This is a genomic window from Sulfurihydrogenibium subterraneum DSM 15120 (assembly GCF_000619805.1).
Lineage (GTDB): Bacteria > Aquificota > Aquificia > Aquificales > Hydrogenothermaceae > Sulfurihydrogenibium > Sulfurihydrogenibium subterraneum.
Genome location: NZ_JHUV01000008.1, coordinates 151,204 through 175,789, shown reverse-complemented (window position 1 = coordinate 175,789; position 24,586 = coordinate 151,204). Strand labels below are relative to the sequence as shown.

General features: G+C 32.9%; 26 protein-coding genes. 22 read left to right on the top strand and 4 right to left on the bottom strand.

The features are described from left to right. Positions 1–103: 103 nt before the first annotated feature. The 16 genes from Q385_RS0101625 to Q385_RS0101550 all read left to right on the top strand — a co-directional run bounded on the left by Q385_RS0101625 (position 104) and on the right by Q385_RS0101550 (position 12,618). Positions 104–868 (top strand): c-type cytochrome, encoded by a 765-nt coding sequence (locus Q385_RS0101625; RefSeq protein WP_028949990.1) that lies wholly within the window; start codon positions 104–106, stop codon positions 866–868. An 18-nt stretch (positions 869–886) separates the two neighbouring features. After that, positions 887–2,296, top strand: coding sequence for a cbb3-type cytochrome c oxidase subunit I (locus Q385_RS0101620; protein WP_028949989.1), 1,410 nt, complete (start codon positions 887–889; stop codon positions 2,294–2,296). A 15-nt stretch (positions 2,297–2,311) separates the two neighbouring features. Beyond that, positions 2,312–2,986 (top strand): cbb3-type cytochrome c oxidase subunit II, encoded by a 675-nt coding sequence (locus Q385_RS0101615; protein ID WP_028949988.1) that lies wholly within the window; start codon positions 2,312–2,314, stop codon positions 2,984–2,986. A gap of 59 nt (positions 2,987–3,045) precedes the next feature. After that, the gene (locus Q385_RS0101610) at positions 3,046–3,333 is read left to right on the top strand and encodes a hypothetical protein (protein ID WP_028949987.1); all 288 of its coding nucleotides are present in this window, start codon (positions 3,046–3,048) and stop codon (positions 3,331–3,333) included. A 3-nt stretch (positions 3,334–3,336) separates the two neighbouring features. Then, positions 3,337–3,561, top strand: coding sequence for a hypothetical protein (locus tag Q385_RS0101605; protein WP_028949986.1), 225 nt, complete (start codon positions 3,337–3,339; stop codon positions 3,559–3,561). 158 nt (positions 3,562–3,719) lie between these two features. After that, positions 3,720–4,931 carry a M16 family metallopeptidase gene (locus Q385_RS0101600; RefSeq protein ID WP_245596345.1) on the top strand — a complete coding sequence of 404 codons (1,212 nt, stop codon included), beginning with the start codon at positions 3,720–3,722 and terminating at the stop codon, positions 4,929–4,931. A gap of 14 nt (positions 4,932–4,945) precedes the next feature. After that, positions 4,946–5,776: a polyamine aminopropyltransferase gene (gene speE, locus Q385_RS0101595; protein WP_028949984.1), complete on the top strand. Its 831-nt coding sequence runs from the start codon at positions 4,946–4,948 to the stop codon at positions 5,774–5,776. 16 nt (positions 5,777–5,792) lie between these two features. Then, on the top strand, positions 5,793–6,872 hold the full coding sequence (locus tag Q385_RS0101590; RefSeq protein ID WP_028949983.1) for a bis-aminopropyl spermidine synthase family protein: 1,080 nt from the start codon (positions 5,793–5,795) through the stop codon (positions 6,870–6,872). Positions 6,873–6,953: 81 nt separating this feature from the next. Beyond that, a complete protein-coding gene (locus Q385_RS0101585) occupies positions 6,954–7,295 on the top strand; it encodes a hypothetical protein (protein ID WP_028949982.1) in 342 nt (113 codons plus the stop codon). Position 7,296: 1 nt separating this feature from the next. Next, entirely contained in the window at positions 7,297–8,535 is a 1,239-nt protein-coding gene (locus Q385_RS0101580; RefSeq protein WP_028949981.1) for a bifunctional 3,4-dihydroxy-2-butanone-4-phosphate synthase/GTP cyclohydrolase II, read from the top strand. Beyond that, a complete protein-coding gene (locus tag Q385_RS0101575; RefSeq protein ID WP_028949980.1) occupies positions 8,523–9,431 on the top strand; it encodes a multiheme c-type cytochrome in 909 nt (302 codons plus the stop codon). The genes Q385_RS0101580 and Q385_RS0101575 overlap by 13 nt, the downstream gene beginning before the upstream one ends. Further along, the gene (gene rimI, locus Q385_RS0101570; RefSeq protein ID WP_028949979.1) at positions 9,421–9,840 is read left to right on the top strand and encodes a ribosomal protein S18-alanine N-acetyltransferase; all 420 of its coding nucleotides are present in this window, start codon (positions 9,421–9,423) and stop codon (positions 9,838–9,840) included. Before Q385_RS0101575 ends, rimI begins: the two co-directional genes overlap by 11 nt. A gap of 3 nt (positions 9,841–9,843) precedes the next feature. Beyond that, positions 9,844–10,371, top strand: coding sequence for a hypoxanthine phosphoribosyltransferase (gene hpt / locus Q385_RS0101565; RefSeq protein WP_028949978.1), 528 nt, complete (start codon positions 9,844–9,846; stop codon positions 10,369–10,371). Between the two features lie 12 nt (positions 10,372–10,383). Beyond that, complete coding sequence (gene moaCB, locus Q385_RS0101560; protein WP_028949977.1) at positions 10,384–11,298, top strand: bifunctional molybdenum cofactor biosynthesis protein MoaC/MoaB; 915 nt, start codon at positions 10,384–10,386, stop codon at positions 11,296–11,298. Further along, a complete protein-coding gene (locus Q385_RS0101555) occupies positions 11,295–11,810 on the top strand; it encodes a DUF4416 family protein (RefSeq protein WP_028949976.1) in 516 nt (171 codons plus the stop codon). Before moaCB ends, Q385_RS0101555 begins: the two co-directional genes overlap by 4 nt. Further along, positions 11,803–12,618: an RluA family pseudouridine synthase gene (locus Q385_RS0101550; protein WP_028949975.1), complete on the top strand. Its 816-nt coding sequence runs from the start codon at positions 11,803–11,805 to the stop codon at positions 12,616–12,618. The genes Q385_RS0101555 and Q385_RS0101550 overlap by 8 nt, the downstream gene beginning before the upstream one ends. An 8-nt stretch (positions 12,619–12,626) precedes the next feature. On the opposite strand, the gene Q385_RS0101545 is transcribed toward Q385_RS0101550, so the two are convergent. From Q385_RS0101545 to Q385_RS0101535, 3 genes are read right to left on the bottom strand one after another with little or no spacing between them, the layout of a single operon-like run. Continuing rightward, positions 12,627–13,787 (bottom strand): anthranilate synthase component I family protein, encoded by a 1,161-nt coding sequence (locus tag Q385_RS0101545; protein ID WP_037919396.1) that lies wholly within the window; start codon positions 13,785–13,787, stop codon positions 12,627–12,629. 53 nt (positions 13,788–13,840) lie between these two features. After that, on the bottom strand, positions 13,841–14,332 hold the full coding sequence (locus Q385_RS0101540) for an SCP2 sterol-binding domain-containing protein (protein ID WP_028949973.1): 492 nt from the start codon (positions 14,330–14,332) through the stop codon (positions 13,841–13,843). A gap of 18 nt (positions 14,333–14,350) precedes the next feature. After that, positions 14,351–15,592 (bottom strand): OmpP1/FadL family transporter, encoded by a 1,242-nt coding sequence (locus Q385_RS0101535; RefSeq protein WP_028949972.1) that lies wholly within the window; start codon positions 15,590–15,592, stop codon positions 14,351–14,353. Between the two features lie 148 nt (positions 15,593–15,740). Between Q385_RS0101535 and Q385_RS0101530 the strand changes: the two genes are divergently transcribed. Next, complete coding sequence (locus Q385_RS0101530) at positions 15,741–17,756, top strand: LPS-assembly protein LptD (RefSeq protein WP_028949971.1); 2,016 nt, start codon at positions 15,741–15,743, stop codon at positions 17,754–17,756. Here Q385_RS0101530 and Q385_RS0101525 read toward each other — a convergent pair. Further along, positions 17,753–18,184, bottom strand: coding sequence for a DUF2203 domain-containing protein (locus Q385_RS0101525; protein ID WP_028949970.1), 432 nt, complete (start codon positions 18,182–18,184; stop codon positions 17,753–17,755). The two genes, Q385_RS0101530 and Q385_RS0101525, sit on opposite strands and share 4 nt — an antisense overlap. 108 nt (positions 18,185–18,292) lie before the next feature. On the opposite strand from Q385_RS0101525, the gene dnaN reads away from it, so the two are divergent. From dnaN to murJ, 5 genes are read left to right on the top strand one after another with little or no spacing between them, the layout of a single operon-like run. Further along, the gene (dnaN, locus tag Q385_RS0101520; protein ID WP_028949969.1) at positions 18,293–19,381 is read left to right on the top strand and encodes a DNA polymerase III subunit beta; all 1,089 of its coding nucleotides are present in this window, start codon (positions 18,293–18,295) and stop codon (positions 19,379–19,381) included. A gap of 15 nt (positions 19,382–19,396) precedes the next feature. Then, positions 19,397–21,826 (top strand): DNA topoisomerase (ATP-hydrolyzing) subunit B, encoded by a 2,430-nt coding sequence (gene gyrB, locus Q385_RS0101515; protein ID WP_028949968.1) that lies wholly within the window; start codon positions 19,397–19,399, stop codon positions 21,824–21,826. Between the two features lie 14 nt (positions 21,827–21,840). Next, the gene (locus tag Q385_RS0101510; RefSeq protein ID WP_028949967.1) at positions 21,841–22,590 is read left to right on the top strand and encodes a L,D-transpeptidase; all 750 of its coding nucleotides are present in this window, start codon (positions 21,841–21,843) and stop codon (positions 22,588–22,590) included. A 15-nt stretch (positions 22,591–22,605) separates the two neighbouring features. Continuing rightward, entirely contained in the window at positions 22,606–23,070 is a 465-nt protein-coding gene (locus Q385_RS0101505; RefSeq protein ID WP_028949966.1) for a hypothetical protein, read from the top strand. After that, complete coding sequence (murJ, locus tag Q385_RS0101500; protein WP_028949965.1) at positions 23,071–24,585, top strand: murein biosynthesis integral membrane protein MurJ; 1,515 nt, start codon at positions 23,071–23,073, stop codon at positions 24,583–24,585. The last annotated feature ends 1 nt before the right edge of the window (position 24,586 follow it).

Below are 24,586 nucleotides of genomic sequence, written 5' to 3'. Positions count from 1 at the left end.
TCGTGTTAAATTTTACAAAATTTAACATTAAATTATAAGCTTGAAATTTATTTACAATTTGTTTAATATTGATTTAAATCATATTCTATAGGAGGTTGTTTTCATGGGAGAAAACACAGCTATCAGGTGGATCCTGTTCTTCTTCTTCCCAGCACTTTTTGTGTATGGGCTGCTCCACGTTTACTCTTCCAAACCAGCTCAAGCTAAAAAGACAGCTGAGCTGACAGAGATGGAAGAGGCAGGTCGCAAGGTTTACAACAAGTTCTGCGTTGGTTGTCACGGTGAAAATGGAGACGGTAACAGTATGGCGGCTCCTTTCTTCAAGGACAAACCACCAAACTTCCACACTGGTGTGTTTAGATGGAAGTCAACTCCAGAAGGTACACTTCCAACAGATGAAGACCTTTTACACGTGTTAGATTGGGGTATACCTCAAACTCCAATGCCATCTTTCCACTTAGTTCCAGAAGTTCAAAAGAGAGCTGTTATTGCTTACATCAAAACATTCTCTGACAGATGGAAAAAAGAACAACCAGGAGAATCTGTCTACTCACAAATCAAACAAATACCACCTTACTTTGCTACGAAAGAATCTATTGAGAAAGGAAAAGAGTTATACGCTGCAAACTGTACTGCTTGTCATGGTGAAAATGGAAAAGGAGATGGTCCAATTGCATCAACTTTACCAGTTCCACCAACAAACTTAACATATCCTGTAAGAGCTGCAGGTCCTTCTCCAAAAGATACCTTTAGAGTTTTAACAGTAGGTTTAGAGGGCTCTCCAATGCCTAAGTTTGACCATTTATCAGAAGAAGACAGATGGCATTTAGTTTCTTACATTGCGTATCTAATGAATCAAGGAAAATAATAAAAGGAGGTGCTTAAGATGGCAACTGCTACTTCAACAGCAGGTGAAGTTCAGTTAACCAATTTGGTTAACTACACCCTTGTTAAGCTTCATGTTGCAATGGGTTTGATTTTCTTCATTATAGTAGGTTTAATGGGTTTCCTCTACTCTTTACAGCTTGACGGTATATATCCTTTCCCTGGAATTGAATTTTTATCCCCCGGTAGAGTAAGAATGATTCATACTGCTGGTGCAGCTTATGGATTTTTAGTAAACATGTTTACTGGGTTGCTTTACTGGGCTGTTCCAAGATTTACCGGTTATAAAGTACTTAATGAAAAGTATCTTGGTGGATTTATGTTTATAGGTCTTCAAGCAGCCGTTTTAATAACTGTTGTAGCTATACTTTTCTTAGGTCAGGCAGATAACGTTGAATGGGGTGAAACTCCATGGTGGCTCGATCCAATAATAGTTGCTTGGTTATTATTGCACGCTATACAATTTGGAGCTCCTATAATTAAAGCATCTCAAAAAGCTCCACTTTATGTTACAGGTTGGTATGTTTCTGCAATGTTAGTATGGACTCCTCTCGTTGTATTTATGGGTAACTTTATACCAAGATTCTGGTCTGCAGGTTCTGGAGCAGGAGCTGTACAATCTACATTCATTCATGACTTAGTTGGTCTTTACGTTACTCCAGTTGCTTGGGGATTAATGTACTACTTCGTACCTGTTATAATGAAAAAACCAATGTGGTCTCATGGTCTTTCTTTACTTGGTTTCTGGGGATTAGCGTTTTTCTACCCAATGAATGGAGTTCACCATTTCTTATGGTCTCCAATTCCAATGTTTGCTCAGTACTCAGCAGTATTTGCAACAGTTGCTATTGAGTTTGCAGTAACATCAGTTTTAATTAACTTTATGATGACTTTAAGAGGTTCTGCAGAAGTATTAAAATACAACGTTCCACTAAGATATATGTACACAGGAGCTATCTTCTACTGGATTACTTGCTTCCAATGTGCATTCCACGTTACATTAACTTTCCAAAAAGTTATCCACTTTACAGACTGGGTTACTGGACACGCACACCTTATAATGTTTGGAACATTTGGTATGTGGGTTCTTGGAATGGCTGAGTATGTATGGCCAAGATTATTTGGTAAAGAGACAATGTACTCAAAAGGTATGTCAGAGGGTGCTTACTGGTTATTAACAATAGGTGTTATAGCTATGTTTGTAGACCTTACAGCCGCTGGATTAGTACAAGGATTTGACTGGATAGGATTAAACCCTTGGATCGACTCTGTAAACTTCTCTAAACCTTTCTGGTACTTTAGATCTGTTGCAGGTATTATGATGTTAACTGGATTACTAATGTACGCTATGAACTTCTACAAAACAGCAACTGCTGGAAAAGGTTTAGAAGCTCAACTCAGAAATGCTTAATGGAGGTGGTTAAAAATGGGTAAAATGGAACGTTTTCCGTTTATAGTATTAGTAGCAGGGCTGGGCTTCTTCCTATTTGCTGACTTTATATCTTGGGCTTTACCTATGTTTGTTTTGAAAGATATACCAATGAAAAAGGTATCAGACCTTGCTGCAGAAGCTAAGGCTAAAAATACATCTGCATGGGCAGACTTTGAAAGATTAGCAATGTACTATCCTGAACAGTTTAAAAAGTATTATGGCGAAGTAAATGAAAAGTCTTTTGAAAAAGCTTTAAGAATTGGGCATCACTGGTATGTTGCAGAAGGATGTTGGAACTGCCACTCTCAAATGATAAGACCGGTTTCTAACGAAACTCTCAGATTTGGAATCCCCGGTGTATCTAATACTGTATCTTATCCTTCTGAGTATCAAAATGAACTACAAGCTCCAGTTCTATGGGGTACAAAGAGAATCGGTCCAGATTTAATAAGAGAAGCTGCAGTACATAACATAGACTGGCAAGTAGCTCACCTATATAACCCACTAACTACTTCACCAGGGTCTAACATGCCTGGATATCCTTGGTACTTTGAAAAGGATAAAAACGGTAATATCGTTCCTAACGAAAGAGGTATCGGACTTCTTACTTATGTTATGTGGCTAGGTTCTTGGGAAGTTAAACCTACAAAAGAATGGGCCTTAAAGTAATGAATTTATCAAAAGTTTGGGGCTTTTGCCCCATTTTAACACCACCGGAGGTGGATTAAATGAAGATAACACAACGAACAGTTTCTTTGATGGTTCTGTTTATATTCCTTTTTGTTGTAGGTTCAATTATTGCTGTAAGAACAGTTGCATACTTAGAAGCTGGATTTGAGCTTAAAGGATTCTTAGTAGAAGTAATAAGCTACATAGTAGCTCTAACAGGATGGTTAACTCTTTTTATTTACTCTTATCTAAAGGGAGATTTTAAAGATATTGAAGGTCCAAAATACGAATTATTAGAAAGAGAAGAAAAATTAATAGAAGCTGAGAAAAAATCAGGGAGGTATTAAAATATGGCTGGACATTTAGAAAATACAAGAGCAATAGACAAAATAACCTATGTTACTGATGCAGTTCCAACTTGGTGGATGATGTTCTGGATAGGGTATATCTTGTTTACTGTATCCTACATTGTTTTTGATTGGATTCCAGATTTTCTTGGATGGATGTCAGTAGTAGGACAAGGTACCGAAGCTGCAGATAAGTATATCTGGTTAAGAGAGTTAATGAGAAATTAAATTTTTCCAATTATTTTCATATTACAAGCCCCCTTTTAGGGGGCTTTTTCTTTTTATGGTATAATCTTCTTATTTAAATCATGAGGTTAGTTATGGTAATCAGATTAATAATTGTATTAAATATTTGTTTATTTTACCTTTCTTTTGGAGGAGAGAATTTGGTTAAAAATATTTATCCTAATGGTATTACACTAATATATAAAGAGACAGAAGGCAGAGGGATAATTGGTGGGTCGATTTTTATAAAAGGTGGAAGTTTTGAAGATACAAAAGAAAAGGCAGGATTAACTAATTTAACTTTAAAACTTTTACTTCAAGGTTCAAAAAATTATTCTCAGTATGAAATTAGTAAATTTTTTGAAGATAGTGGTGGTTTTATATCTACTTCTACATCTGAAGACTTTTCAGAGATAGATTTTGCGGTAAAAGTAGAAGATTTTCCGAAAGCTCTATCTATTATCCAAGACATACTGAATAATCCTAAATTTCCTGAAGATAAATTAGAACAAGAAAAAAAGAATGTAGTAGCTCAAATAAAAGCTAAAAAAGAAGAAGGTTTTGCGTATGGATTTGATGAGTTAAGAAAAGAGATTTTTAAAGGGACAAACTATGAGTACTCTCCTTTAGGATTGGAGGAAACTATTCCTAATATAACTATCCAAGATGTATTCAGCAGATGGAAACAGTTAAACAATGGTAATAGAATGGTTGTATCTATTGTAGGAGATTTAGAATATAAAAAAGCTTACGAGTATTTAAAAGTATTTAACAGTATTCCAAAAGGTGAGTCTTTTAACTTTGCTAAAATAGATAAAAAAATAGAAAATCTTCCATGTAAAGAAATAAAAAGAGAAGGTGCTCAATCTACAATTATGATAGCTTATAACGCTCCTACAATTAAAGATAAAGATTACATATCTTTTAGAGTTTTAAACTCAATACTTGGAAGTGGCTTTACTTCGAGATTATTCCAAGAACTTAGAGAAAAAAGAGGGCTTGCCTATGCAGTTGGGTCTTTCTTTCCAACAAGAATAAATATAGGAACTGTTGTAGCTTACATAGGTACTGACCCAAAAAAAACAGAAGAAGCTGTATCAGGAATTAAAAGAGTTGTTGAAAGTTTAAAAGAGGGAATTAAAGAAGAAGAAATAAACACTGCTAAAGAAAAAATCATAGGTGGATTTTTAATGGATCATCAGACAAGAGTAAAACAGGCGTACTACTTAGGCTGGTTTGAAACGGTTGGACTTGGTTATCAAATGGATAAAATGTATACAGATTTAATAAAAAATGTTAAATTAAAAGATTTAGAGTCTCTATACGATAAGTACTTTAATCAAGGCTCTACATGTATCATAATAAAACCGTAAAAGGAGGAAAAGAAGTGATCTGGTTTACAGAGTATCAAACTAAAAATACAGGTTTAACTGTAAAAGTAAAAGAAGCTAAATACCTCCAATCAAATTATCAAGAGATACTTTTACTTGACACTTACGAGTATGGAAAGATGCTGGTACTTGATGGAGCTGTTCAAACAACAGAAAGAGATGAGTTTATATATCATGAAATGCTTGCACATCCTGCTTTAATAAAGCATCAAAACCCTGAGAGAGTATTGGTTATAGGTGGTGGAGATGGAGGAACTGTAAGAGAAGTGTTAAAACACCCTTCTGTAAAGGAAGTTCACTTATGTGAAATAGATGAAGATGTTATAAACGTATCAAAGCAGTATCTACCTACTATTTCGTGTGAGTTAAACAATCCGAAAGTGTCTATCTTTGTTCAAGACGGAAATAAATTTTTAGATGAGAGAAAAGAGTACTATGATGTAATTTTACTTGATTTATCAGACCCCGTTGGACCTGCAGAAGCATTATTTAAAAGATCTTTTTACGAAAAGGTAAAAGGTGCATTAAGAAAAGGCGGTATAATGACGGCACAAACAGAATCTCCTTTTTTACAGGAGGAGTACTTTAAAACAGCTGTAAAAGAGATACAAAAAGTTTTTAAAAACTATGGAACTTATCTTGCTTTTATACCTACCTATCCTGCAGGAATGTGGAGCTTTACTATGGCTTCTGATGATGTAAAAATATTTGATAACAGCGATAAAGATTATGAAAAAATCAATAATTTGAACACAAGATACTTTTGTGATAAAATATATACTTCTCTTTTCGCATTACCTAAATTTGTATCAGATTTAATAAAATAACTAAAGAGGTGAGAAATTGGCAAGAGAAGTTTTAAACGTTATTGCACAGAGAGCTTCAGAAAAGACAGGTATCAAGCTTTACGGCAGAAGTGTTGAGAGAGTTTTAGCAGGACTTTTAACAACATCTGACTTTTGGAAAGTGGTAGACCTTGCAGACCAACCAGTTCCAGCAACCTCACAGATAGTAAAAGAACTTGTTGCAGAAGGATTAGCTAAAATTGAAAATGATGAAATCCTTTTAACAGAAAAAGGATTACAACTTGTAAAAGACTTAAAAATTCCTCCTGCTGTTGATTACTCTTGTAAAGCTTGTGAAGGAAGAGGAATACCTTTCTATGCAAATTTAGAGTGGTATCATACATTTTTACAAGTTACAAAAGACAGGCCAAAAGCAATTCAAGAGTACGACCAAGGTAGCGTAACTCCAGAAACAACAGTTTCAAGAGTTTTATTCCTTGACTCAAGAGAAGATTTGAGAGACAGAGATATACTTGTTATGGGAGCTGAAGACGACCTTACAGGTTTAGCAGTAGCATTAACAAGATTGCCAAGAAGAGTTTTAATCCTTGATATAGACGAAAGGTCTATAGATTTTGATAACAGAATATTTAAAGAACTTGGAATAGATAACGCAGAGGCTATAAGATTTGACCTTAGAAATCCATTCCCTGAAGAGTGGCTAAAATCTTTTGACGTATTTATTACTGACCCACCAGAAACATTGAAAGCATTTAAAGCATTCATAGCGAGAGGAATAGCTGCTTTAAGACAAGAAGGTAGTGTAGGATACTTTGGACTTACTTTAAGAGATTCATCTATAACAAGATGGCATCAATTCCAAAAAGCTCTTATAAATGATTATGGAATGGTTATTACTGATATAATACAGGACTTTAACGCTTATATGAACTGGGATTACCACGCAGAAACAAAAGCTCAAGAAGTTGCTCCTGTAAATAAAGTACCAACTGATATATGGTACAGGTCTGCATGGGTAAGAATGGAAGCACTCCCAGGATTTAAAGGGGAAAATGTCCAAATAACAGACGAAGTATTCAGAGAGTTGTATTTAGACGAAGAAGGTTCAACAACTTAATATGTTCTTTAAGGGGGAGTCTCTCCCCCTTCTCAAAATTTTTATTGCAAAACAATCTGATTTATTCTATACTTATATATTATGAGAAAAATTATTTATATTCTAATAATTATAATCGGGGCTTACTATTTATACCAATATTTTCCTTTTAAATCTTGGGAAGATTTTAACAATTATATCTATTCAGGTAAACACTCAGAAAGTCAGGTAGAAAATCAAAAAGAAGAAGATAAGAAAATAGATTTATCTCAACAGGAAAAGCAAAAAAAGATTAATGAAATATTAGGAATAGAGGAAAACGAAAAACCAAAAACATTTAAAGACAGGGTAAAGGAAAAGTACGAAGAAATAAAGGAAAAAATTGAAAATTTTATAAATAGTGCTAAAATGTTTTTTACTAATAAAGAAAAAAAAGAGGAATAAGATGGAATTTAAATTTAATACTATAGAAGAAGCAATTAAAGATATCCAAGAAGGAAAGATGGTAATAGTTGTAGATGACCCTGATAGGGAAAACGAAGGGGATTTAGTTGCAGCTGCTGAAAAAATAACACCAGAGATAATAAACTTTATGGCAAAAGAAGGAAGGGGATTAATCTGCTTATCATTACTTCCCGATAGATTAAAAGAGCTTGATATACCCCTTATGACAACTTATAACACAGACCCAAAAGGAACTGCGTTTTGTATTTCTATAGACGCCCATCCAAATTTTGGGACGACAACTGGAATATCTGCTTTTGATAGAGCTTTAACCATAAAGCTTGCAGTAAGTCCTGATGCTAAGCCAGAAGACTTTGTAAGACCAGGACACATTTTTCCTTTAATGGCAAAAAAAGGAGGAGTATTAGAAAGAACAGGACATACAGAAGCTTCTGTTGATTTGGCAAAACTGGCAGGATTGTACCCAGCAGGGGTTATATGTGAGATAATGAAAGATGATGGAACGATGGCAAGACTTCCAGATTTGATGGAGTTTGCAAAAAAACATAACTTAAAAATAATAACTATTGCAGATTTAGTCCAGCATAGGTTAAAAAGAGAAAAACTTATATCAAGGGAAGCAGAGGCATTCTTACCAACAAAATATGGAGTATTTAAAATATATGGTTATAAAAGTCTTGTTGATGGAAATGAGCACGTTGCACTAGTTATGGGGGATATAAATCCAGATGAACCTACTTTAGTCAGAGTTCACTCAGAATGTTTAACAGGAGATATATTTGGATCTTTAAGGTGTGATTGTCAAAATCAACTCCACCAAGCACTTAAAAAGATAGCGGAAAAAGGAAAAGGTGTATTGGTTTACATGAGAGGTCATGAAGGGAGAGGTATAGGTATTATAAATAAATTAAAAGCTTACAAATTACAAGATGAAGGGTACGACACTGTAGAAGCTAACCACAAATTAGGATTTCAATCTGATTTGAGAGACTTTGGAACAGGAGCTCAGATACTGTTAGACCTTGGCGTTAGAAAGATGAAACTTATGACTAACAATCCCAGAAAGATAGTAGCATTAGAAGGTTTTGGATTAGAGGTTGTAGAGAGAGTACCTATATTTACAGGTACAAACCCTCATAATGAAAAGTATATTCTTACTAAGAAAAATAAGTTAGGCCATTTAATAGAAGATTTTGAGGGAGAAAAATGCGATTTATAATTATCCTCTTAGGAGGGTTTTTACTTTTTTCCTGTGATAAAGTAAAAGATGTTTTTCAAGAAAAAGACCTTTTACAAAGACCTGTTGCTCAAAGATGTTCAGATTGTCATCAAAATATATACAAGCAGTGGAAAGATTCAAGGCACGCTGTAGCTTGGACAAGTCCAGAATTTAAAAGGGCCTCGGAAAACTACACTAAAACAAAATGTCTATCTTGTCATGCAGCTTATGAGATAACAGTCAACGATAAACCGAATTTAAGAGATTTTCACAAGGAAGACGGTGTTAACTGTGCAGCATGCCATTTTAGAGACTCTACTAAATCTATGCACGGACCATACGATGTATTTTCGCCACCCCATCCATCAACTCAGGACTTACAGTATACAAAAGCAGAAATATGTTCTGGATGCCATCAAGAAACTTACAAACAGTGGAAAACAGTTGCAACAGATAAAAACTGTCAGCAGTGTCATATGCCTGCTGAAAAGGGAAAGCTTATTCAAAAGTTTCCTTTTGACCTATTTCATGCATCTAAGGAAATCCATCATCACGGTTTTATGGTTCCAAAGTCTAAAAAGGATTTCTTTGACGTAAAAGTATCTAAAGATAGCTCAGCTCTTGTTGTAAAGATAACTAACTTAAAAGTTCCACATAACGTTCCAACAGCAGACCACGGAAATCCTAAGTATTACGTTGATATTGTAATTTACAAAGATGGAAAAGAAGTTTACTCTGATTCCCAGATGATAACCCCAAAAGAAGCATTTTTACCAAAACAGGAGAAAGTTATAAACATTTCTTACTCTGAAGATTATGATAAAGTTAAAGTTATCTTAAGTAGAAAATTATCTTGGCAGAAAGAGGCTGAAAAAATAGCATCTTATGACTTTTAGAGAAGCTAAAATTGAGGATTATTCCTATGTTGAATCTATCTTAAAAGATTTATTCGGAGAAAATTTTATCCTCGAGAAAAAATCTGATTTTTTCAAAACTTTTATATTGGAAGATAAAAAAATCATAGGCATTATTCAATTTTGGCATCTGTTTGATGAAGCTGAGATAACAATATTAGCCGTAAAAAAGGAGTTTCAAAGACAAGGATATGGTAAAATTTTACTTGAGAAAACTTTTGAGTATTTAAAAACAAAAAATGTTAGATTTGTTTACCTTGAGGTTGCGTTAGACAACCAACCTGCAAAAAAACTCTATGAAAAGTTAGGATTTAAATTTTTGGCAATAAGACAAAAATATTACGCTGATGGAAAAGATGCTATAGTTATGAAAAAAGATTTAAAGGAGTAAATTATGGAGATAAGAGGAAGAAAGTTAGAACTTTTGATAGGTGAAGATGAAATTAAAAAGAAAGTTATAGAAATTGCTGAAAAAATAAATCAAGATTTCCAAGGAGAAGAAATTTACGCGGTAGGAATACTTAAAGGCTCTTTTATGTTTTTTGCAGATTTAGTTAGGAATTTAAAAGGTAAAGTTTACATTGATTTTATGCAGGTTTCATCTTATCAAACATCTATGGAAAGTATGGGAGAAGTTGTATTTATAAAAGATATGTCCGTTGATATAAAAGATAAAAACGTTTTGATTATAGACGATATTATAGATACAGGAAGGACTTTAAAGGCTTTAGTTGAAGCTTTAAGTTTAAGAAGTCCTAAAAAATTAAAAACTGTGGTACTCCTTGATAAAAAAGAAAGAAGGGAAGTAGATTATGACGCTGATTATACTGGATTTGTTATACCAGATAAATTTGTTGTAGGATACGGACTTGATTGGGCAGAAGAAGGAAGAAACTTAAAAGAGATTTACGCAGTTGTGTAGGAGGGTTTTTAGATGAAAATGGCAGATGTATCAATGAAATTTGAAACTATCAGGGAAGCTTTAGCAGAAGGTAAAATATATCTTTCAAAAGAAACAATAGAAATGATAAAAAACAAACAGATTCCAAAGGGAGATGTAATAACTGCAACCCAGATGGCAGGACTCCTTGGTGCTAAAAAGACTCCAGAAGTTTTACCTTTCTGCCATCCTATCCTTATAGACCAAGCTTTTGTAGAAGTAGAGCTTCAAGAAGACGGGATATACGTTAAATCTTTTGTAAGATGTATAGGAAGAACAGGAGTGGAAATGGAAGCTCTAACGGCAGTTTCAGCTGCCCTTTTAAATGTTTACGATATGTGTAAAGCATTTGATAAAAATATGGTTATATCTGATATTAAACTTGTATCTAAAAAAGGTGGCAAATCTGATTATGAAGAAGATTTATCAGGAATAACCTGTGCAGTAATTACTTTAAGCGATAGCTGTTATAAAAAAGAAGCTGAAGATAAAAGTGGAAAAGTAGCAATTGATATTATAGAAAACGAATTTGGAGGAAAAGTAATTCACTACGACATACTTCCAGATGACAAAGAGATGATAGTAGAAAAATTAAAAGAGTTGACTAACAAAGTAGACATAATCTTCACAACAGGAGGGACTGGATTTAGTAAAAGAGATAACACTCCCGAGGCTACAAAAGAAGTAATAGAAAAAGAAATGATAGGATTTGAAGAAGCTATGAGAGTAATTGGAGTAAAATTTACACCTAAATCTCTTCTATCAAGAGCTGTTTGCGGTGTAGCAGGAGACCACACTCTTATAATAAACTTACCAGGAAGTTCCTCAGGAGTTAAAGACAATCTTAGAATGATAGCACCACTTTTAAAACACGCAATAAGAATGGCAAAAGGTGAGAAAAAGCATTGATAAACAAAAAAGCATTACTATTATTTGCAATAATGTGGAATAAAGAAAAGTCAGAAAATTTAGACAAAGTGTTAAAAATAATCGAAAACAAGTTTGGAAAGGTATTGAAAAAAACTCAAGCTTTTACACTCTCTTATTCAAGCTACTACGAAAAAGAGATGGGAGAAGGCTTGTTAAAAAACTTTTTTGTGTTAGATTGTTTAATAGACAGAGAAGAAAGTGTAAGTTTAAAACATTTCTGTATGAATTTAGAAGATGAATTTAGAGAAAACGGTGGTAGAACGGTAAATATAGACCCTGTTTATCTTGATGAATATCAAGTAATAGCTCTAAGCCACAAATATAAAGGTTCAAGGGTTTACATAGGAAAAGGTGTTTATGGGGAGATAGAGCTTCTTTACCACCACGGGAGCTTCCAGCCTTTGATATGGACGTACTTAGATTATAAAGAAAACATTCCTTTTTTTAATGAAGTAAGAAAATACTATTTAGAATGGATAGATAATGATTAAAAAATTTTACGTAAAAACAGCTGTAAACTTGAAAGATTTTATAGCAGACAGTTTAAAAATCTCAAAAAACCAAGCAAAAGATATAATAGACAGTAGAAATGTTTTAGTTAATAATAAAAGAGTTTGGATAGCATCTCACACTTTGAAAGAAGGAGATGTAGTTGAGATATTACAAGCCCAACATATAGATACAAAGAATCTAAAAATAATATACGAAGATGAGTATATAGTAGCTGTAAACAAGCCGCCAACACTGGTGAGTGATAGAGAAAAAGACTCTGTAGAGTTTATATTAAGAGAAAAACTAAAAAATCCAAAAATAAAAGCAATTCACAGACTTGACAAAGAAACATCAGGAATACTGCTACTTGCAAAAAATTTTAAAATTTTTGAAAGATTTAAAGAGTTATGGGAAGATAAAAACGTATTCAAACTTTATCTTGCTATATCTCACAACGAGGCAAACTTTAATCATTTAACAGTAAATTTACCAATAGATGACAAACCAGCTGTAAGCCACATAAAACTTATAAAAAAAGGCAATGGATTTTCTTACTTTCAGGTAAGGATAGAAACAGGAAGAAAACATCAAATAAGAAAACATCTTGCAAGTATAAGACATCCAATAGTAGGAGATAAAATTTACGGAGTTAAAAAGTTAGAGCATAATCTACTTAAAAGAGTAAGTCGTCAGATGCTTCATTCTTATAAACTTTCTTTTTTCCATCCTTATAAAAACAAAAAGATAGATTTAACTGCAGAAATTCCAACTGATTTTAAAAATGTTCTTAATTACTTGAATCTATAAACTTTTGGCTACAAATCTCCTATGCCAATTGCCTTGAGGTTAGCTTTAGCCTTTAACAATGTTTCTTCCCACTCTTTTACTGGGTTTGAATCAGACACTATTCCACTACCTACGTATATATAAGCTTTATCTTTTTTAAAAAGAATCTGTCTAATGGCTACACTCATAACAAAGTCAAGGTTTGGTTTGATTAAAACTGTAGCACCACAGTAAACAGACCTTCTTTTATCTTCAAGTTCTTCTATAATTTCCATAGATCTCTTTTTTGGAGCTCCTGTTATTGACCCTGGAGGGAATGTGTTTTTTATTATTTCATCAATAGATAAGCCCTCTTTTAAGATACCACTTACAGTAGAGCTCATCTGGTAGAGTGTTGAGTACTCTGTTATCTCAAATAAATTTTCTACTTTTATATTATTGGCTACTTTACCTAAATCATTTCTCATAAGGTCTGTTATCATAAGGTTTTCTGCTTGTTCCTTTTGACTTGTTCTTAACTCTTCCTTTAATTTTTTGTCTAACTCAGGATTTCCTGTTTTCTTTACAGTTCCTTTAATTGGTTTTGTTTTTATTAAATTCCCATTTTTTTCTAAAAAAAGCTCCATAGAAGCTGATATTAGAGAAAACTCTGGATTTTTAATAAGCATCATATAATCGGTTGGTTGAATGTTTATTAGGTTAAAAAATATTGCATCTTTGTTAAAATAACCGTTTATATCTATTCTGTGGGATAGGTTGATTTGATAAAAGTCTCCATTTTCTATGTATTTTTTTGCAATGTTTACTTTTTTTATAAATTCATCTTTCTCTGTGTTATAGGTTATATCTTTTATCTTTGATACAAAGCTATTTTTAAAATTCCTTTCAATCTCAGTATACTTTTTATGAAATTCTAAGTAAATAAGAGGAAAATCAGTATCGTCTTTTTTTGGGATTTTTTTAGATAATATAAAATCGTTGTAGTCATAGGATATAAATCCTACTGCAAAGAGTTTTTGTTTTTTTATTATACTTTCTGCAATTTTTAAAGGTTTTTTTGTTTTTATTAAGAAGTTGTTTAGATATGTGCGACTTTTGTATACTTTTAGTGTGAATATAGGTTTATTAAACAAAAATAGACCTTGTTTACCTAACCATCCGTCAGAAGAATTACTGTAGAGAAAAATCATAAGAATATTATATAACAGACCCCCTCCCTCCACGGGAGAGGAAGATTTATAGATTAAGGACAGCTGTCAGAGTAAGGAACTTTCCCAAGTCCTATTAAAAAGGCTTTAAAAGGTTCCATAAATTTCATAGCTTCAACTTTTGAGCCTTGGAAAGTCATTTTTGACATAATCCCCATTCCCATAAAGCCAAACTCGCCTTTCGCTAAAGATTTCCAGTTTTGGTCTGTTGCGTACATTACAAACTCAGGATTAGGGTCTTTAGCTTCTCCGCCATAAATACAAACAGATTTTCCATTTTCGTATTTAATTCTAACTTCTACTTTTTTATGAGGATTACAGTCTTGTCTGTAAAACTGTATAGTTTTATAACCTTTTTCTTTTTTTACGTTATACTCAGCCCACTCTGCCATAGTAGTTTGAAGATGTTGATTCCAATAATCACAAAACTTTTTAGTCCACTCTGGACTCATCCAAGGGTCAGCTGCATAAGACAAACTCATAAAAGAAAGGGACAAAACCGTCCCTAAAATAGCCTTTTTATACATAACTCCCTACCTCCAACCTTAGAAAGACCATCTTAAAGCTATACCAACTTCATTTTGTGCGTTTTTAGCTCCAGCTAAAACCATACCATTCATTGCTGTAGATTCTACTTTTTTCTCAAATGCATGAACGTAAGCTAAATCAACTGCAAAATTCTTTGTAAATTGATAACTTCCACCTAGTGAAATGTGATGCTCTGTTATAGCAGGGAAACCTATAAGATTAAACCATTGAACGTTGTAATCTGGGAATGGTTGCGTAAAGTTAGGAATAGAATTTAAATGACAAGGGGTAGGATCTCCAGGCATACAAGTAGCTAAATTACTATAGCTTCTTATTGGAGATTTACCATAGTTATATCCAGCTCTTAATTTTAAAGATGGATTTACTTGATACTCTCCACCTACTGCTATTACGGTTTGGTCTTTCCATTTAAACTGTTTGTATCCGTCTGCATCAGACCAGTTAATCCATCTTAGATCTAAACCTACTTTTAAGTTAGGCATTACTTTATAACCTATACCAACTGCCACTTCTTGAGGTTGTTGTAATTTTAAGTCTTCAAAAGACCCATCTCCATTTGAATCAAATACATGTTTATATTTCATACTTACAGGAGACTGATAGTTAAAACCAACTGTTAAATCTCCAATTTTATAACCAATACCAATCTGTGCTCCTATTCCATAAGAGGAAGATTGACCACCACCTCGGTTATTAGGCATAGATGCTCCCAAATCAAGAGAACCCCATGCTAAATCTAATCCTACACCTACAGAAAGGTTAGGATTAATCTGATAAGAGACTGCAGGTATGATTCTCATAAACTGAAGTGTTGTATGCATATTAGCAAGTCTTTGGTCTTTATTTCTGTAGTCTACGCCCATACCAGACACACCGTAAGCTGCAATACCTAATACAACTTGGTCGTTAATTCTGTTTGTAATACCAATTTCTGGGACTGTAAAAAAGTTTGATCTTGAAGATACGTATCCACTATCACCATTCATTGGGTCTTTTGCTCTAGCCTTTACGTCAGGCATAAAGAGGATTCCACCAAAGCTTACTGTAAATCCTTTTTCACTGTTCATCCATGCTGGGTTTCTGAAAATTGAGTCAATAGAACCTATAGGCATACCAACACCTATACCACCCATTGCCTCAGAAGCTGGAGTAACACCTATCATGTTATCTCCGTTTGTTGCAAAGGCTGACCCTGCTGCCACTGCCAAGATTGCCGATGCTGCAAGCACTTTTCTCATAATACTAACCTCCTGTATTTTAATAAAGTTTTATTTACGGTAAACATTGAATACAAAAATTATGAGGTTGTCAAACACTAACCAAATATACTGTTTTGATATGCTATAATTGTTTTGCCTTAAAAAGATTAAACTTTGAGAGCAGTTAATGAGATTTGTATTTTTTCTTTTAATAAATTTTTTTGTCTTTATACTTGCATACGGACAGGTTAATAATGTTTTAATAGAATCAGATAGTATAGAGAGAGATAAAGATGATGTTATTTCAGCTAAAGGTAACGTTGTAATCACATACTTTGATAAAGTCTTAAAGTCTGATGAAGTTATATACGATACTAAAAACAAAAAAATTACACTTCCACAAAAATTTTACATCAAAACAAAAACCTTTGAAGGAACAGGTGGTAAAGGTTGGTTTAGTATAGAAGAAGATGAAGGGGAGATTTTTGATTATGAAGGAAAAGTTGATGGAGTATACTCAGTAAGAGGAAAGTATTTAAAAAAAGTTAAAGACACTTATTACTTTACTGACGGAGAGTTTTCTTCTTGTCCTTTTAATCAGTATGACTGGAATATAAAAGCTAAATCTGGAAAGTTAAAAGAAAAAGATGAACTTAAAGCATACAATATGACTTTTAGATTTTGTAAAATTCCAATTTTTTATACTCCTTACTTTTCTTATCCTACAATCGATAGAAAATCAGGGCTTTTACAACCAATTATAGGTCAAGATACTTACAACACTTTTGTTTATAAACAACCTTTATTTTTAGTTATAAACAACAGCTCCGATATTACCATTACGACAGATTACAGGAACAAACAAGGTTTTGGATTATCTACAGAGTACAGAAGATTGTTTGATAAAGGAGTTTATTTAAATTCACAGATAGACTTATTTAAAGAAAAATCCAATGGGTCTTGGTGGCAAAACAGGGATAAAACACCTATAACAAACAGATGGCGAATAAAGTTAGACAGTAATTACTCACCTTTTAACAACTGGCAAATTTATACAAAAATTGACATTCCAAGTGATAAGTACTTCTTTGAAGATTTTTATAACTTCTCATTTTTAAAGTATACAGCTTTTACTCAATCTTACATCACAGCAAGAACAGGGACTAAAGATTACCTTTTAGAAACTAACCTTAACTATTTTTACGACCTTACAGCTCCAAACAATAAACAAACATTACAGAGGCTTCCAGAAATTAGATTTTACTGGAAAGAAAGACAACTTTTTAATCTGCCTGTATTCTACGACTTTTTATCAGAATCAACCTACTTTTACAGACAAGAGGGAACATCTGGATTAAGGTTTGATAACACTTTAAGATTATCTAACTACACTTACTTTGGCAGTATTCTAAATAACTTTGAACTTTCTCCAAGGCTAACTCTATATTTAAACACAAAAGACGGAAACACGATAGATACAAGATTTTTAATTCCTCTGAAAAATACAACACAAACAACCTTTATTAAAAATTACTCAGACTTTAACCATATAATAATTCCTCAAATCTCTTTTGAATACATATCTAAAGTAAATCAGTCAAACCTACCTATCTATGACAGGAGCGACCGTATAAATGAAAAAGAAGATATAGACCTTACACTTTACAACATCTTAAACTTTAAAAACGATTACTTTCTCCGATGGAAGTTATCTCAAGGTTATTCCTTTTTAAATTACTACTACATTGGAGAAACTAAGTATAACTCTAAAACAAAACCGTTAGAAAGTAGCATTTTCTTAAATATTAAAGGTTATAGCCTTGACAGTATTTTGTACTACGACTGGGATAAAAAGAACATCTCAAGAACGGTTTCTACAGCTTCTATACCTATTTATAAGTACGCTACCTATTCTGTATCTTACATAGAAGACAAAGGAGAAACACAACAAAATAAACAGATTTCTAACGCTTTATCTATTAACTATCTAAACTACAGTTTTAATGGATACATTCTCACAAATTTACAACAAAAGTACACCCAGAGAAAGATGTTTACATTTAACTGGAACAGAGGTTGCTGGAGCTTATCCTTTGGCTATTTAGATGATTACAACATTACCACTCAAAAACATTACAAAACTATCTATGTAATGATTAACATATTAGATATACATTATAAATTTCCTTTTGTAAGGAATTAAAAATTATAAAAACTTCTTTTTGGAGGATTTTTTAGCAGTGATATTGGTTTTCTTCCTTTAAACCCTTCATTTATTCCGTGCCAGTACATTATTTCTTCTTCATCTTCTTTCCAGCATAAAAATATATCTTCATCTTCGTTTTTTGAAGGGAAATCAACTAAAACTGGGTCTATACCTTTAACTAAAACCCCAAAGTTTTGTATAGTATCTATAATCTCTTTTATTTCTGACTCTAACATCATCACCATACTTTTTGCGTACATCATCTCAAGGTCTTCTTTGTCTGACTTTTCTTCTAAATCAGCTAACTCTTCATACCTAGCTATATTGTAGTAAATCTCATCTCTTTTTTCTGCTATTTCTTCTACAAGTACTTTTATTTGAGGTAGGATTGCATTTGCTTCTTTCACTGTAAAAAATTTAAACATGTCAAACCTCCACTAATTTTGACATCTATAATATCACAAAACTTTTCAAATTTTTCTATGATAAAAATGGTAAAATAGTATATATAAAATTCTCACGGGGTGTTTTCAATGGATATCGTTGTTGATAAAAAAAGTTTTCAAGATGCTGTTAAAAAGGTTATTTCAGAGAAAAAAGCAGCTCTGCCTGTACTTACAAATTTTCTTTTAAAAGCAGAAGATGGAAAGTTAATAATTCAAGGAACAGATTTAGAAGTTTTTACAACTTACTGGATAAACGCTGACGTAAAAGAAGAAGGTTCTGTATGTGTTAATGCCAAAAAACTTACTGATATATCAAAAGTTTTACCTGCAGCTTCTGTAAGTTTATATTTAGATAAAAATAATTTAAAAATAGTTTCTGGAAAGACAAAATACTCTATTCCTACAACAGATCCAGATGATTTTCCAGTATTTGAAGAGTTCCCTTTCGACCTTGCTGTAAGGATATCAGGAGATACATTGTTAAAAGGAATTACGAAAACTGTTTATGCAGCATCTAAAGATGAAAGTAGGTTTGCTTTAAATGGGGTTTGTTTTTCTTTTATAGAAAAGTATTTGGATTTTGTAGCAACTGACGGACATAGATTAGCTCTTTATAAAGGTGAGGTATCTGGTAGTAATATAGAAGGAAAGTATATAGTTCCTCAAAAGGCACTAGGTGAGATTAAAAAACTTGTTTCAGAGTATGAAGACGTTGAAGTTGCTATATCTGGAAGTAGCATATTTTTTAAAGGTTCTGACTGGATACTTTCAGCGAGGCTTTTAGAGGGAGCGTTCCCTGATTACACTCAAGTTATTCCAAACTCCTTTAATATAGAAATAGAAGTTTCAAAGGGAGAGATTTTAGATGCCGTTAAAAGGGTTGTGGTTGCAGAAGAAAGCGATGCAAAACCTATAAAGTTAATACTTAAAGAAAATAAGCTCATAATATCAACACCTACAACTGAAGATACATTTGCGGAAGATGAGATAGATATAGAATACGAACAAGAAGAGTTTGAGATAGGATTTAACGGTAAATACATCATAGATGCAATAAATGAGATAGAAGATATTAGAGTTGTTATAAAATTTATAAACAAAGACAGTCAAACAGTTATCATACCAAAAGATGAAAATGAACCATATTTATCAGTTGTAATGCCAATGAATATTTAAAGGAGGTTTTTTAGTTTGGAAGAAATTAAAAATGAAAATATAGAGTATTCTGCAGAAGCAATTCAAGCGGTAACAGGTCTTGACCACGTAAGAGCAAGACCTGCAATGTACATAGGAGACATAGGAGAGAGAGGACTTCACCATCTTATCTGGGAGATTCTTGATAACGCCGTTGACGAAGCAATGGCAGGTTATGCCAAAAACATTACAGTAATTATACATCAAGATGGTTCTGTTACAGTTGAAGATGACGGAAGAGGTATTCCAGTAGATATTCATCCTGAGTTTAAAATACCTGCAGTTGAAATGGTATTTACAATTTTAGGAGCAGGTGGAAAGTTCTCAAAAAAAGCTTATCAGTACTCAGGAGGTCTTCACGGAGTAGGAGCTTCTGTAGTTAATGCACTTTCAAGTTGGCTTGTAGTAGAAGTTTACAGAAATGGGAAGATTTACAGACAAGAGTACTCTTACGGAAAACCTGTTTACCCATTAAAAGTCGTAGGAGATACAACAAAAAGAGGGACAAAAGTCACTTTTAAACCAGATGACTCTATATTTGAAACTACAACCATAAAGTTTGATATAGTCCAAAAAAGAGTCAGAGAACTTGCCTTTTTAAATCCAGCTGTTAGATTTGTCTTAATAGATGAAAGAAAAGATATAAAAGAAGAGTTTTACTTTGAACATGGTATAGTTGATTTTGTAAAAGTTCTAAATCAAGCAAAAGAGCCTTTATTTGATGAAGTTATTTACGTAAAGGGAGAAAAAGAAGGTGTTTTAGTCGAAGTAGCTTTTCAGTACACTAAAAGTTATAACGAAGTTATTGAAAGCTTTGTAAACAACATTAAAACAGTAGAAGGTGGAACTCACGTATCGGGCTTTAGATCTGCACTTACAAGGTCTATGAACAAGACTTTATCAGGAATGAAACTTCCAAAAGAGCTAAAATCTGGAGTAAGTGGAGATGACCTTAGAGAAGGACTAACAGCTGTTATATCAGTAAAAGTACCAGAACCACAGTTTGAAGGACAAACAAAAACAAAGTTAGGAAACCAAGACGTTAAAAGGATTGTTGAATCTGTTGTAGGAGATTACCTGCTTGAATACTTTGAGAAAAATAAAGATATTGCATTAAAAATAGCAGAAAAAGCTATAGAAGCTGCAATAGCAAGAGAAGCTGCAAGAAAAGCAAAAGAGATATCAAGGAGAAAATCATTCCTTGAAGACAGCTCTTTACCGGGTAAACTTGCAGACTGTTCAGAAAGCGACCCACAACTTTGCGAGCTGTTTATAGTTGAGGGAGAGTCTGCAGGAGGTTCTGCAAAGCAAGGAAGAGACAGAAGAACCCAAGCAATACTGCCACTAAAAGGTAAAATTTTAAACGTAGAAAAAGCAAGAATAGATAAAATCCTATCAAATGAAGAGATAAGGGCTATAGTAAATGCAATAGGAACTGGAATAGGACTACCTATAAAATCAGAAGATGAAGAGAAAAAAGATGATGAAGGTTTTGACCTATCTAAGTTAAGATACCACAAAATCATTCTGATGGCTGATGCTGACGTTGATGGGTCTCACATTACAACCCTACTTTTAACTCTCTTTTACAGATTTTTCCCACAGATTATAGAAAATGGATATCTTTACATTGCTCAACCACCACTTTACAAACTAAAAAAAGGAAGGTCAGAGATTTACGTCAAAGATGATGAGGAACTCAGCAAAATAGTTATAGACTTTGCTACGGATGAGATAGCCGTAGAAGGTAAAAATCTCAGCAAATCTCAGCTTAAAGAAATTGCAAAGCTTGCAAAAGAGTATAAAAACCTAAAAGAAAGTCTTTACAAGAAGAAAGATAAAGTTGTGATAGATATTCTTCTTAGTTTAAATCTTACAGAAGACGATATAAGGAATGAAGATAAGGTTAAAGAAGTTGTAGAGACTTTAAGACAAAAACTACCTTCTTACGAGATTTATTATAAGTTCAATCCAGAAGAATCAGATTACGAGATATTTATAGAAAGATCAGAAAGATTTTCTAAAGTTGTAAACAAAGTAGATATAGACTTTTTATCTTCTTACGCATACTTAAAGGTAAAAGAAATTGAAAACCAGCTGAAAAATATGTTAGGAGAACTTCCTGTAGAGATATCTTACAAGCAAAAAAGTGTGAAAGTAGAAGATTTAGATAACTTGTACGATGTAATATTTGAAGCAGGAATGTCTGGATGTGAAATCCAAAGATACAAAGGGCTTGGAGAAATGAACCCAGAACAGCTCTGGGAAACTACGATGAACCCTAAAACAAGAAGATTATTGCAAGTATCTATAGAAGATGCAGCGTTAGCAGATGAAGTATTTTCCATACTTATGGGAGAAAAGGTAGAACCAAGAAGAGAGTTTATTATGAAGTATGCAAAAGAGGTAAGGAATTTAGACATTTAATCCGAAAAGACAGTATGAAAAAGTTAATTTTTATTTTTATAGTTTTTTTGATAGGTTTTGCCAAAGCTGAAAGATTAGAGGTTTACGGTTTTGACCAAGAAGTTGTAAAAATAAAAGATGTTTACTTTATCAAAAACTTAGAACTTTTTGAGTTAGAAGGAAACAGTTTTGGAAAAGATTACAAATACAGGGTAGAAAAGGATACAACTTTTGTAGATTTGGCATACCAGCTTAAAGTAAGCTATTATGAATTGAAACAGGCAAATCCAGATATAAACCCTTTTAAAGTTCTAAAGAATACTTACATAAAAGTACCTTTAAAAAAACAACTTCCCGAAGATTTCAAACTAAACACTGTATATGTATCAACTCAAGACCATAGACTTTACTACCCATTTGAGATAGAAGGTAAAAATTATGTTATAACTTTTCCAGTAGGACTTGGTGGAGATGACTTTCCAACACCTAAAGGAGAGTTTAAAATAACTGAAAAAAAAGTCAATCCAGATTGGGTAGTTCCACCAAGTGCAAAAATAAATAATCCTAATCTTCCACCAGTTGTACCTTACGGAAGTCCAGAAAATGGCCTTGGAACAAGGGCGTTAAGGCTCAATGGCTCTTCTTATATGATACACGGAACAAGTAAAAGAAGTGAAAAAGGAGTGGGAATGAACATAAGCTACGGCTGTATAGTTTTAAGAAATGAAGATATAGAAAGGCTTTATAATTTTGTAAATTTAAACGCTAACGTTGTAATATACTAAGAAAGAGGTTGATAGATGAGAATTTTATTGCTTTTAGCTCTAATAACCCTAAATTTTTCTCTGGCTATGTCCCAAAAACAGGATAAAGAAGTGATAAAAGTGATAGAAACTAAACAACAGGTTAAACAGGAAGAAGAAAATATAGAAAGCGTGAAATTTTACTCAGAAAAACCATTATATAAAAAAGGGGGAAATGTATGTTTTGTTTTAGAAAATAACTCAAATAATGATATTTTACTTCCATCTACAGCTCCTTACGCTATCTTTGAAAAAGAAAAACCAGAAGTTGCGATATTTTCTCCTGTAAGTGCCCAGATTATAACTGTTATAAAACCTAAAGAGAAGAAACAATGGTGTTGGAATCAAAAAGATATAGAAGGAAAAGAAGTTCCTTCAGGAGATTACTTTGTAAGATTAACTATCTTTGACAAATCAGGAAAAAAATACTTTTTAAAGTCAGAGTTTAGCATAAAACTGTAGATGAACTTTTTAAAAAACACAATAATATTTTCAGTTGCTACATTTATAAGCCGTATACTTGGATACATTAGAGATGCAGTTGTAGCCTTTTACTTTGGGTCAAATCAGATAACAGATGCTTTTTATGTAGCTTGGAGACTTCCTAACACTCTAAGACAACTTGTTGCAGAAGGTAGTTTCAACGCTGCGTTTATACCTATCTATACTCAGGAAAGACAAAAGTCCTATGAAAATGCAAAAGAGTATGTATCTTCTTTATTTAGCTACTATACAATCGTTTTATCTGTTATAACTGTTTTTGTTCTCTTATTTGCAGAAGGGTTCGTAAAAGTATTAGCTCCCGGATTTTCAGAAAAGGGAAATCTACAGCTTACAGCTGACCTTGTAAGACTGGTTTTTCCGTATCTTATTCTTATAGGCTGGACTTCTTTCTTTATGGCTTTACTTAATACAAAAGATAGATTTTTTATTCCCGGTATTGCTCCAGCACTCTTAAATCTATCTTTTATATTTAGTTCTGTATTTCTTTCCAGTTATTTAGGTATATATGCTCTGGTTGTGGGAGCTCTACTTGGAGGACTGCTACAGTTTTTAATTCAGATGCCTCAAGTATATAAAGTAGGATTACTTTTTAAACCATCTTTAAAAAAACATCCTGCTATAAAGACAACCTTAAAAAAGATGGTTCCAGCTTTTGCATCTTTTGGAGTAAGCCAGTTTTCTTTTGTTATAGATACCTTTCTTGCATCTTTTTTATACGCTGGAGCTATAACTTACCTCTACTATGGAAACAGAATATTTCAGCTACCTCTGGGACTTTTTATAATTGGTCTTGGGAATGCCCTTTTAGTATCTCTGTCTAAGTATTATGCGGAAGGTAATATTCAAGCTTTCAAAAAAGACCTTACTTTAAGTTTTAAGGTATCTATATTTATATCTCTTCCTGCTATGGCTGGTATGATTTTTTTAGGAAAGGAAATTATAGACCTTCTTCTACTAAGGGGAGCCTTTACAGAAAAAGATGCTGTTTTGACTTATTACGCGTTGGCTGGTTATGCTACTGGGCTTTTAGGATACGCTTTTACAAGACCTTTTAAGAGTGCTTTTTTTGCAGTTGGAGATACAAAAACACCCCTTGTTTCAACTATAATCGGTTTACTGTCTAGTATGTTTTTTGCTGTTTTCTTTACTTTTGTGTTAAAGTGGGAAGTTTTTGGACTTGCTTTAGCATCGTCAATCGGTGCGTATGTTAACTCTATCTACCTATACTTTAAGTATGAGTATGAGCTGGAGTTAAAAAGTATTTTTGTATCTTTTATAAAAGTTTTTATTTCAACTTGTGGTATGGTTTTGGTTTTAGAGTTTTTAAAAACTCTTCATTTAAAACTTTCAATTCTTATCTTTGGAGGCATACTTTTAGGTGGTTTGATTTATGTAGCTTTAAACCTTCTACTTAAAGAAGATTCTGCTATGTTATTTTTTAATATCTTAAAAAGAAAACTTATACGTAAGTAAA

Excerpts from the sequence above, each read along its gene's own strand:
- Q385_RS0101625 (WP_028949990.1), top strand. The coding sequence starts at position 104 with ATGGGAGAAAACACAGCTATCAGGTGGATCCTGTTCTTCTTCTTCCCA.
- Q385_RS0101535 (WP_028949972.1), bottom strand. The coding sequence starts at position 15,592 with ATGAGAAAAGTGCTTGCAGCATCGGCAATCTTGGCAGTGGCAGCAGGG.
- Q385_RS0101575 (WP_028949980.1), top strand. The coding sequence starts at position 8,523 with ATGCGATTTATAATTATCCTCTTAGGAGGGTTTTTACTTTTTTCCTGT.
- Q385_RS0101530 (WP_028949971.1), top strand. The coding sequence starts at position 15,741 with ATGAGATTTGTATTTTTTCTTTTAATAAATTTTTTTGTCTTTATACTT.
- Q385_RS0101615 (WP_028949988.1), top strand. The coding sequence starts at position 2,312 with ATGGGTAAAATGGAACGTTTTCCGTTTATAGTATTAGTAGCAGGGCTG.
- dnaN (WP_028949969.1), top strand. The coding sequence starts at position 18,293 with ATGGATATCGTTGTTGATAAAAAAAGTTTTCAAGATGCTGTTAAAAAG.
- Q385_RS0101525 (WP_028949970.1), bottom strand. The coding sequence starts at position 18,184 with ATGTTTAAATTTTTTACAGTGAAAGAAGCAAATGCAATCCTACCTCAA.
- Q385_RS0101510 (WP_028949967.1), top strand. The coding sequence starts at position 21,841 with ATGAAAAAGTTAATTTTTATTTTTATAGTTTTTTTGATAGGTTTTGCC.
- moaCB (WP_028949977.1), top strand. The coding sequence starts at position 10,384 with ATGAAAATGGCAGATGTATCAATGAAATTTGAAACTATCAGGGAAGCT.
- Q385_RS0101585 (WP_028949982.1), top strand. The coding sequence starts at position 6,954 with ATGAGAAAAATTATTTATATTCTAATAATTATAATCGGGGCTTACTAT.
- Q385_RS0101550 (WP_028949975.1), top strand. The coding sequence starts at position 11,803 with ATGATTAAAAAATTTTACGTAAAAACAGCTGTAAACTTGAAAGATTTT.
- Q385_RS0101505 (WP_028949966.1), top strand. The coding sequence starts at position 22,606 with ATGAGAATTTTATTGCTTTTAGCTCTAATAACCCTAAATTTTTCTCTG.
- rimI (WP_028949979.1), top strand. The coding sequence starts at position 9,421 with ATGACTTTTAGAGAAGCTAAAATTGAGGATTATTCCTATGTTGAATCT.
- Q385_RS0101540 (WP_028949973.1), bottom strand. The coding sequence starts at position 14,332 with ATGTATAAAAAGGCTATTTTAGGGACGGTTTTGTCCCTTTCTTTTATG.
- Q385_RS0101610 (WP_028949987.1), top strand. The coding sequence starts at position 3,046 with ATGAAGATAACACAACGAACAGTTTCTTTGATGGTTCTGTTTATATTC.
- murJ (WP_028949965.1), top strand. The coding sequence starts at position 23,071 with ATGAACTTTTTAAAAAACACAATAATATTTTCAGTTGCTACATTTATA.
- Q385_RS0101620 (WP_028949989.1), top strand. The coding sequence starts at position 887 with ATGGCAACTGCTACTTCAACAGCAGGTGAAGTTCAGTTAACCAATTTG.
- Q385_RS0101605 (WP_028949986.1), top strand. The coding sequence starts at position 3,337 with ATGGCTGGACATTTAGAAAATACAAGAGCAATAGACAAAATAACCTAT.
- hpt (WP_028949978.1), top strand. The coding sequence starts at position 9,844 with ATGGAGATAAGAGGAAGAAAGTTAGAACTTTTGATAGGTGAAGATGAA.
- Q385_RS0101580 (WP_028949981.1), top strand. The coding sequence starts at position 7,297 with ATGGAATTTAAATTTAATACTATAGAAGAAGCAATTAAAGATATCCAA.
- Q385_RS0101545 (WP_037919396.1), bottom strand. The coding sequence starts at position 13,787 with ATGATTTTTCTCTACAGTAATTCTTCTGACGGATGGTTAGGTAAACAA.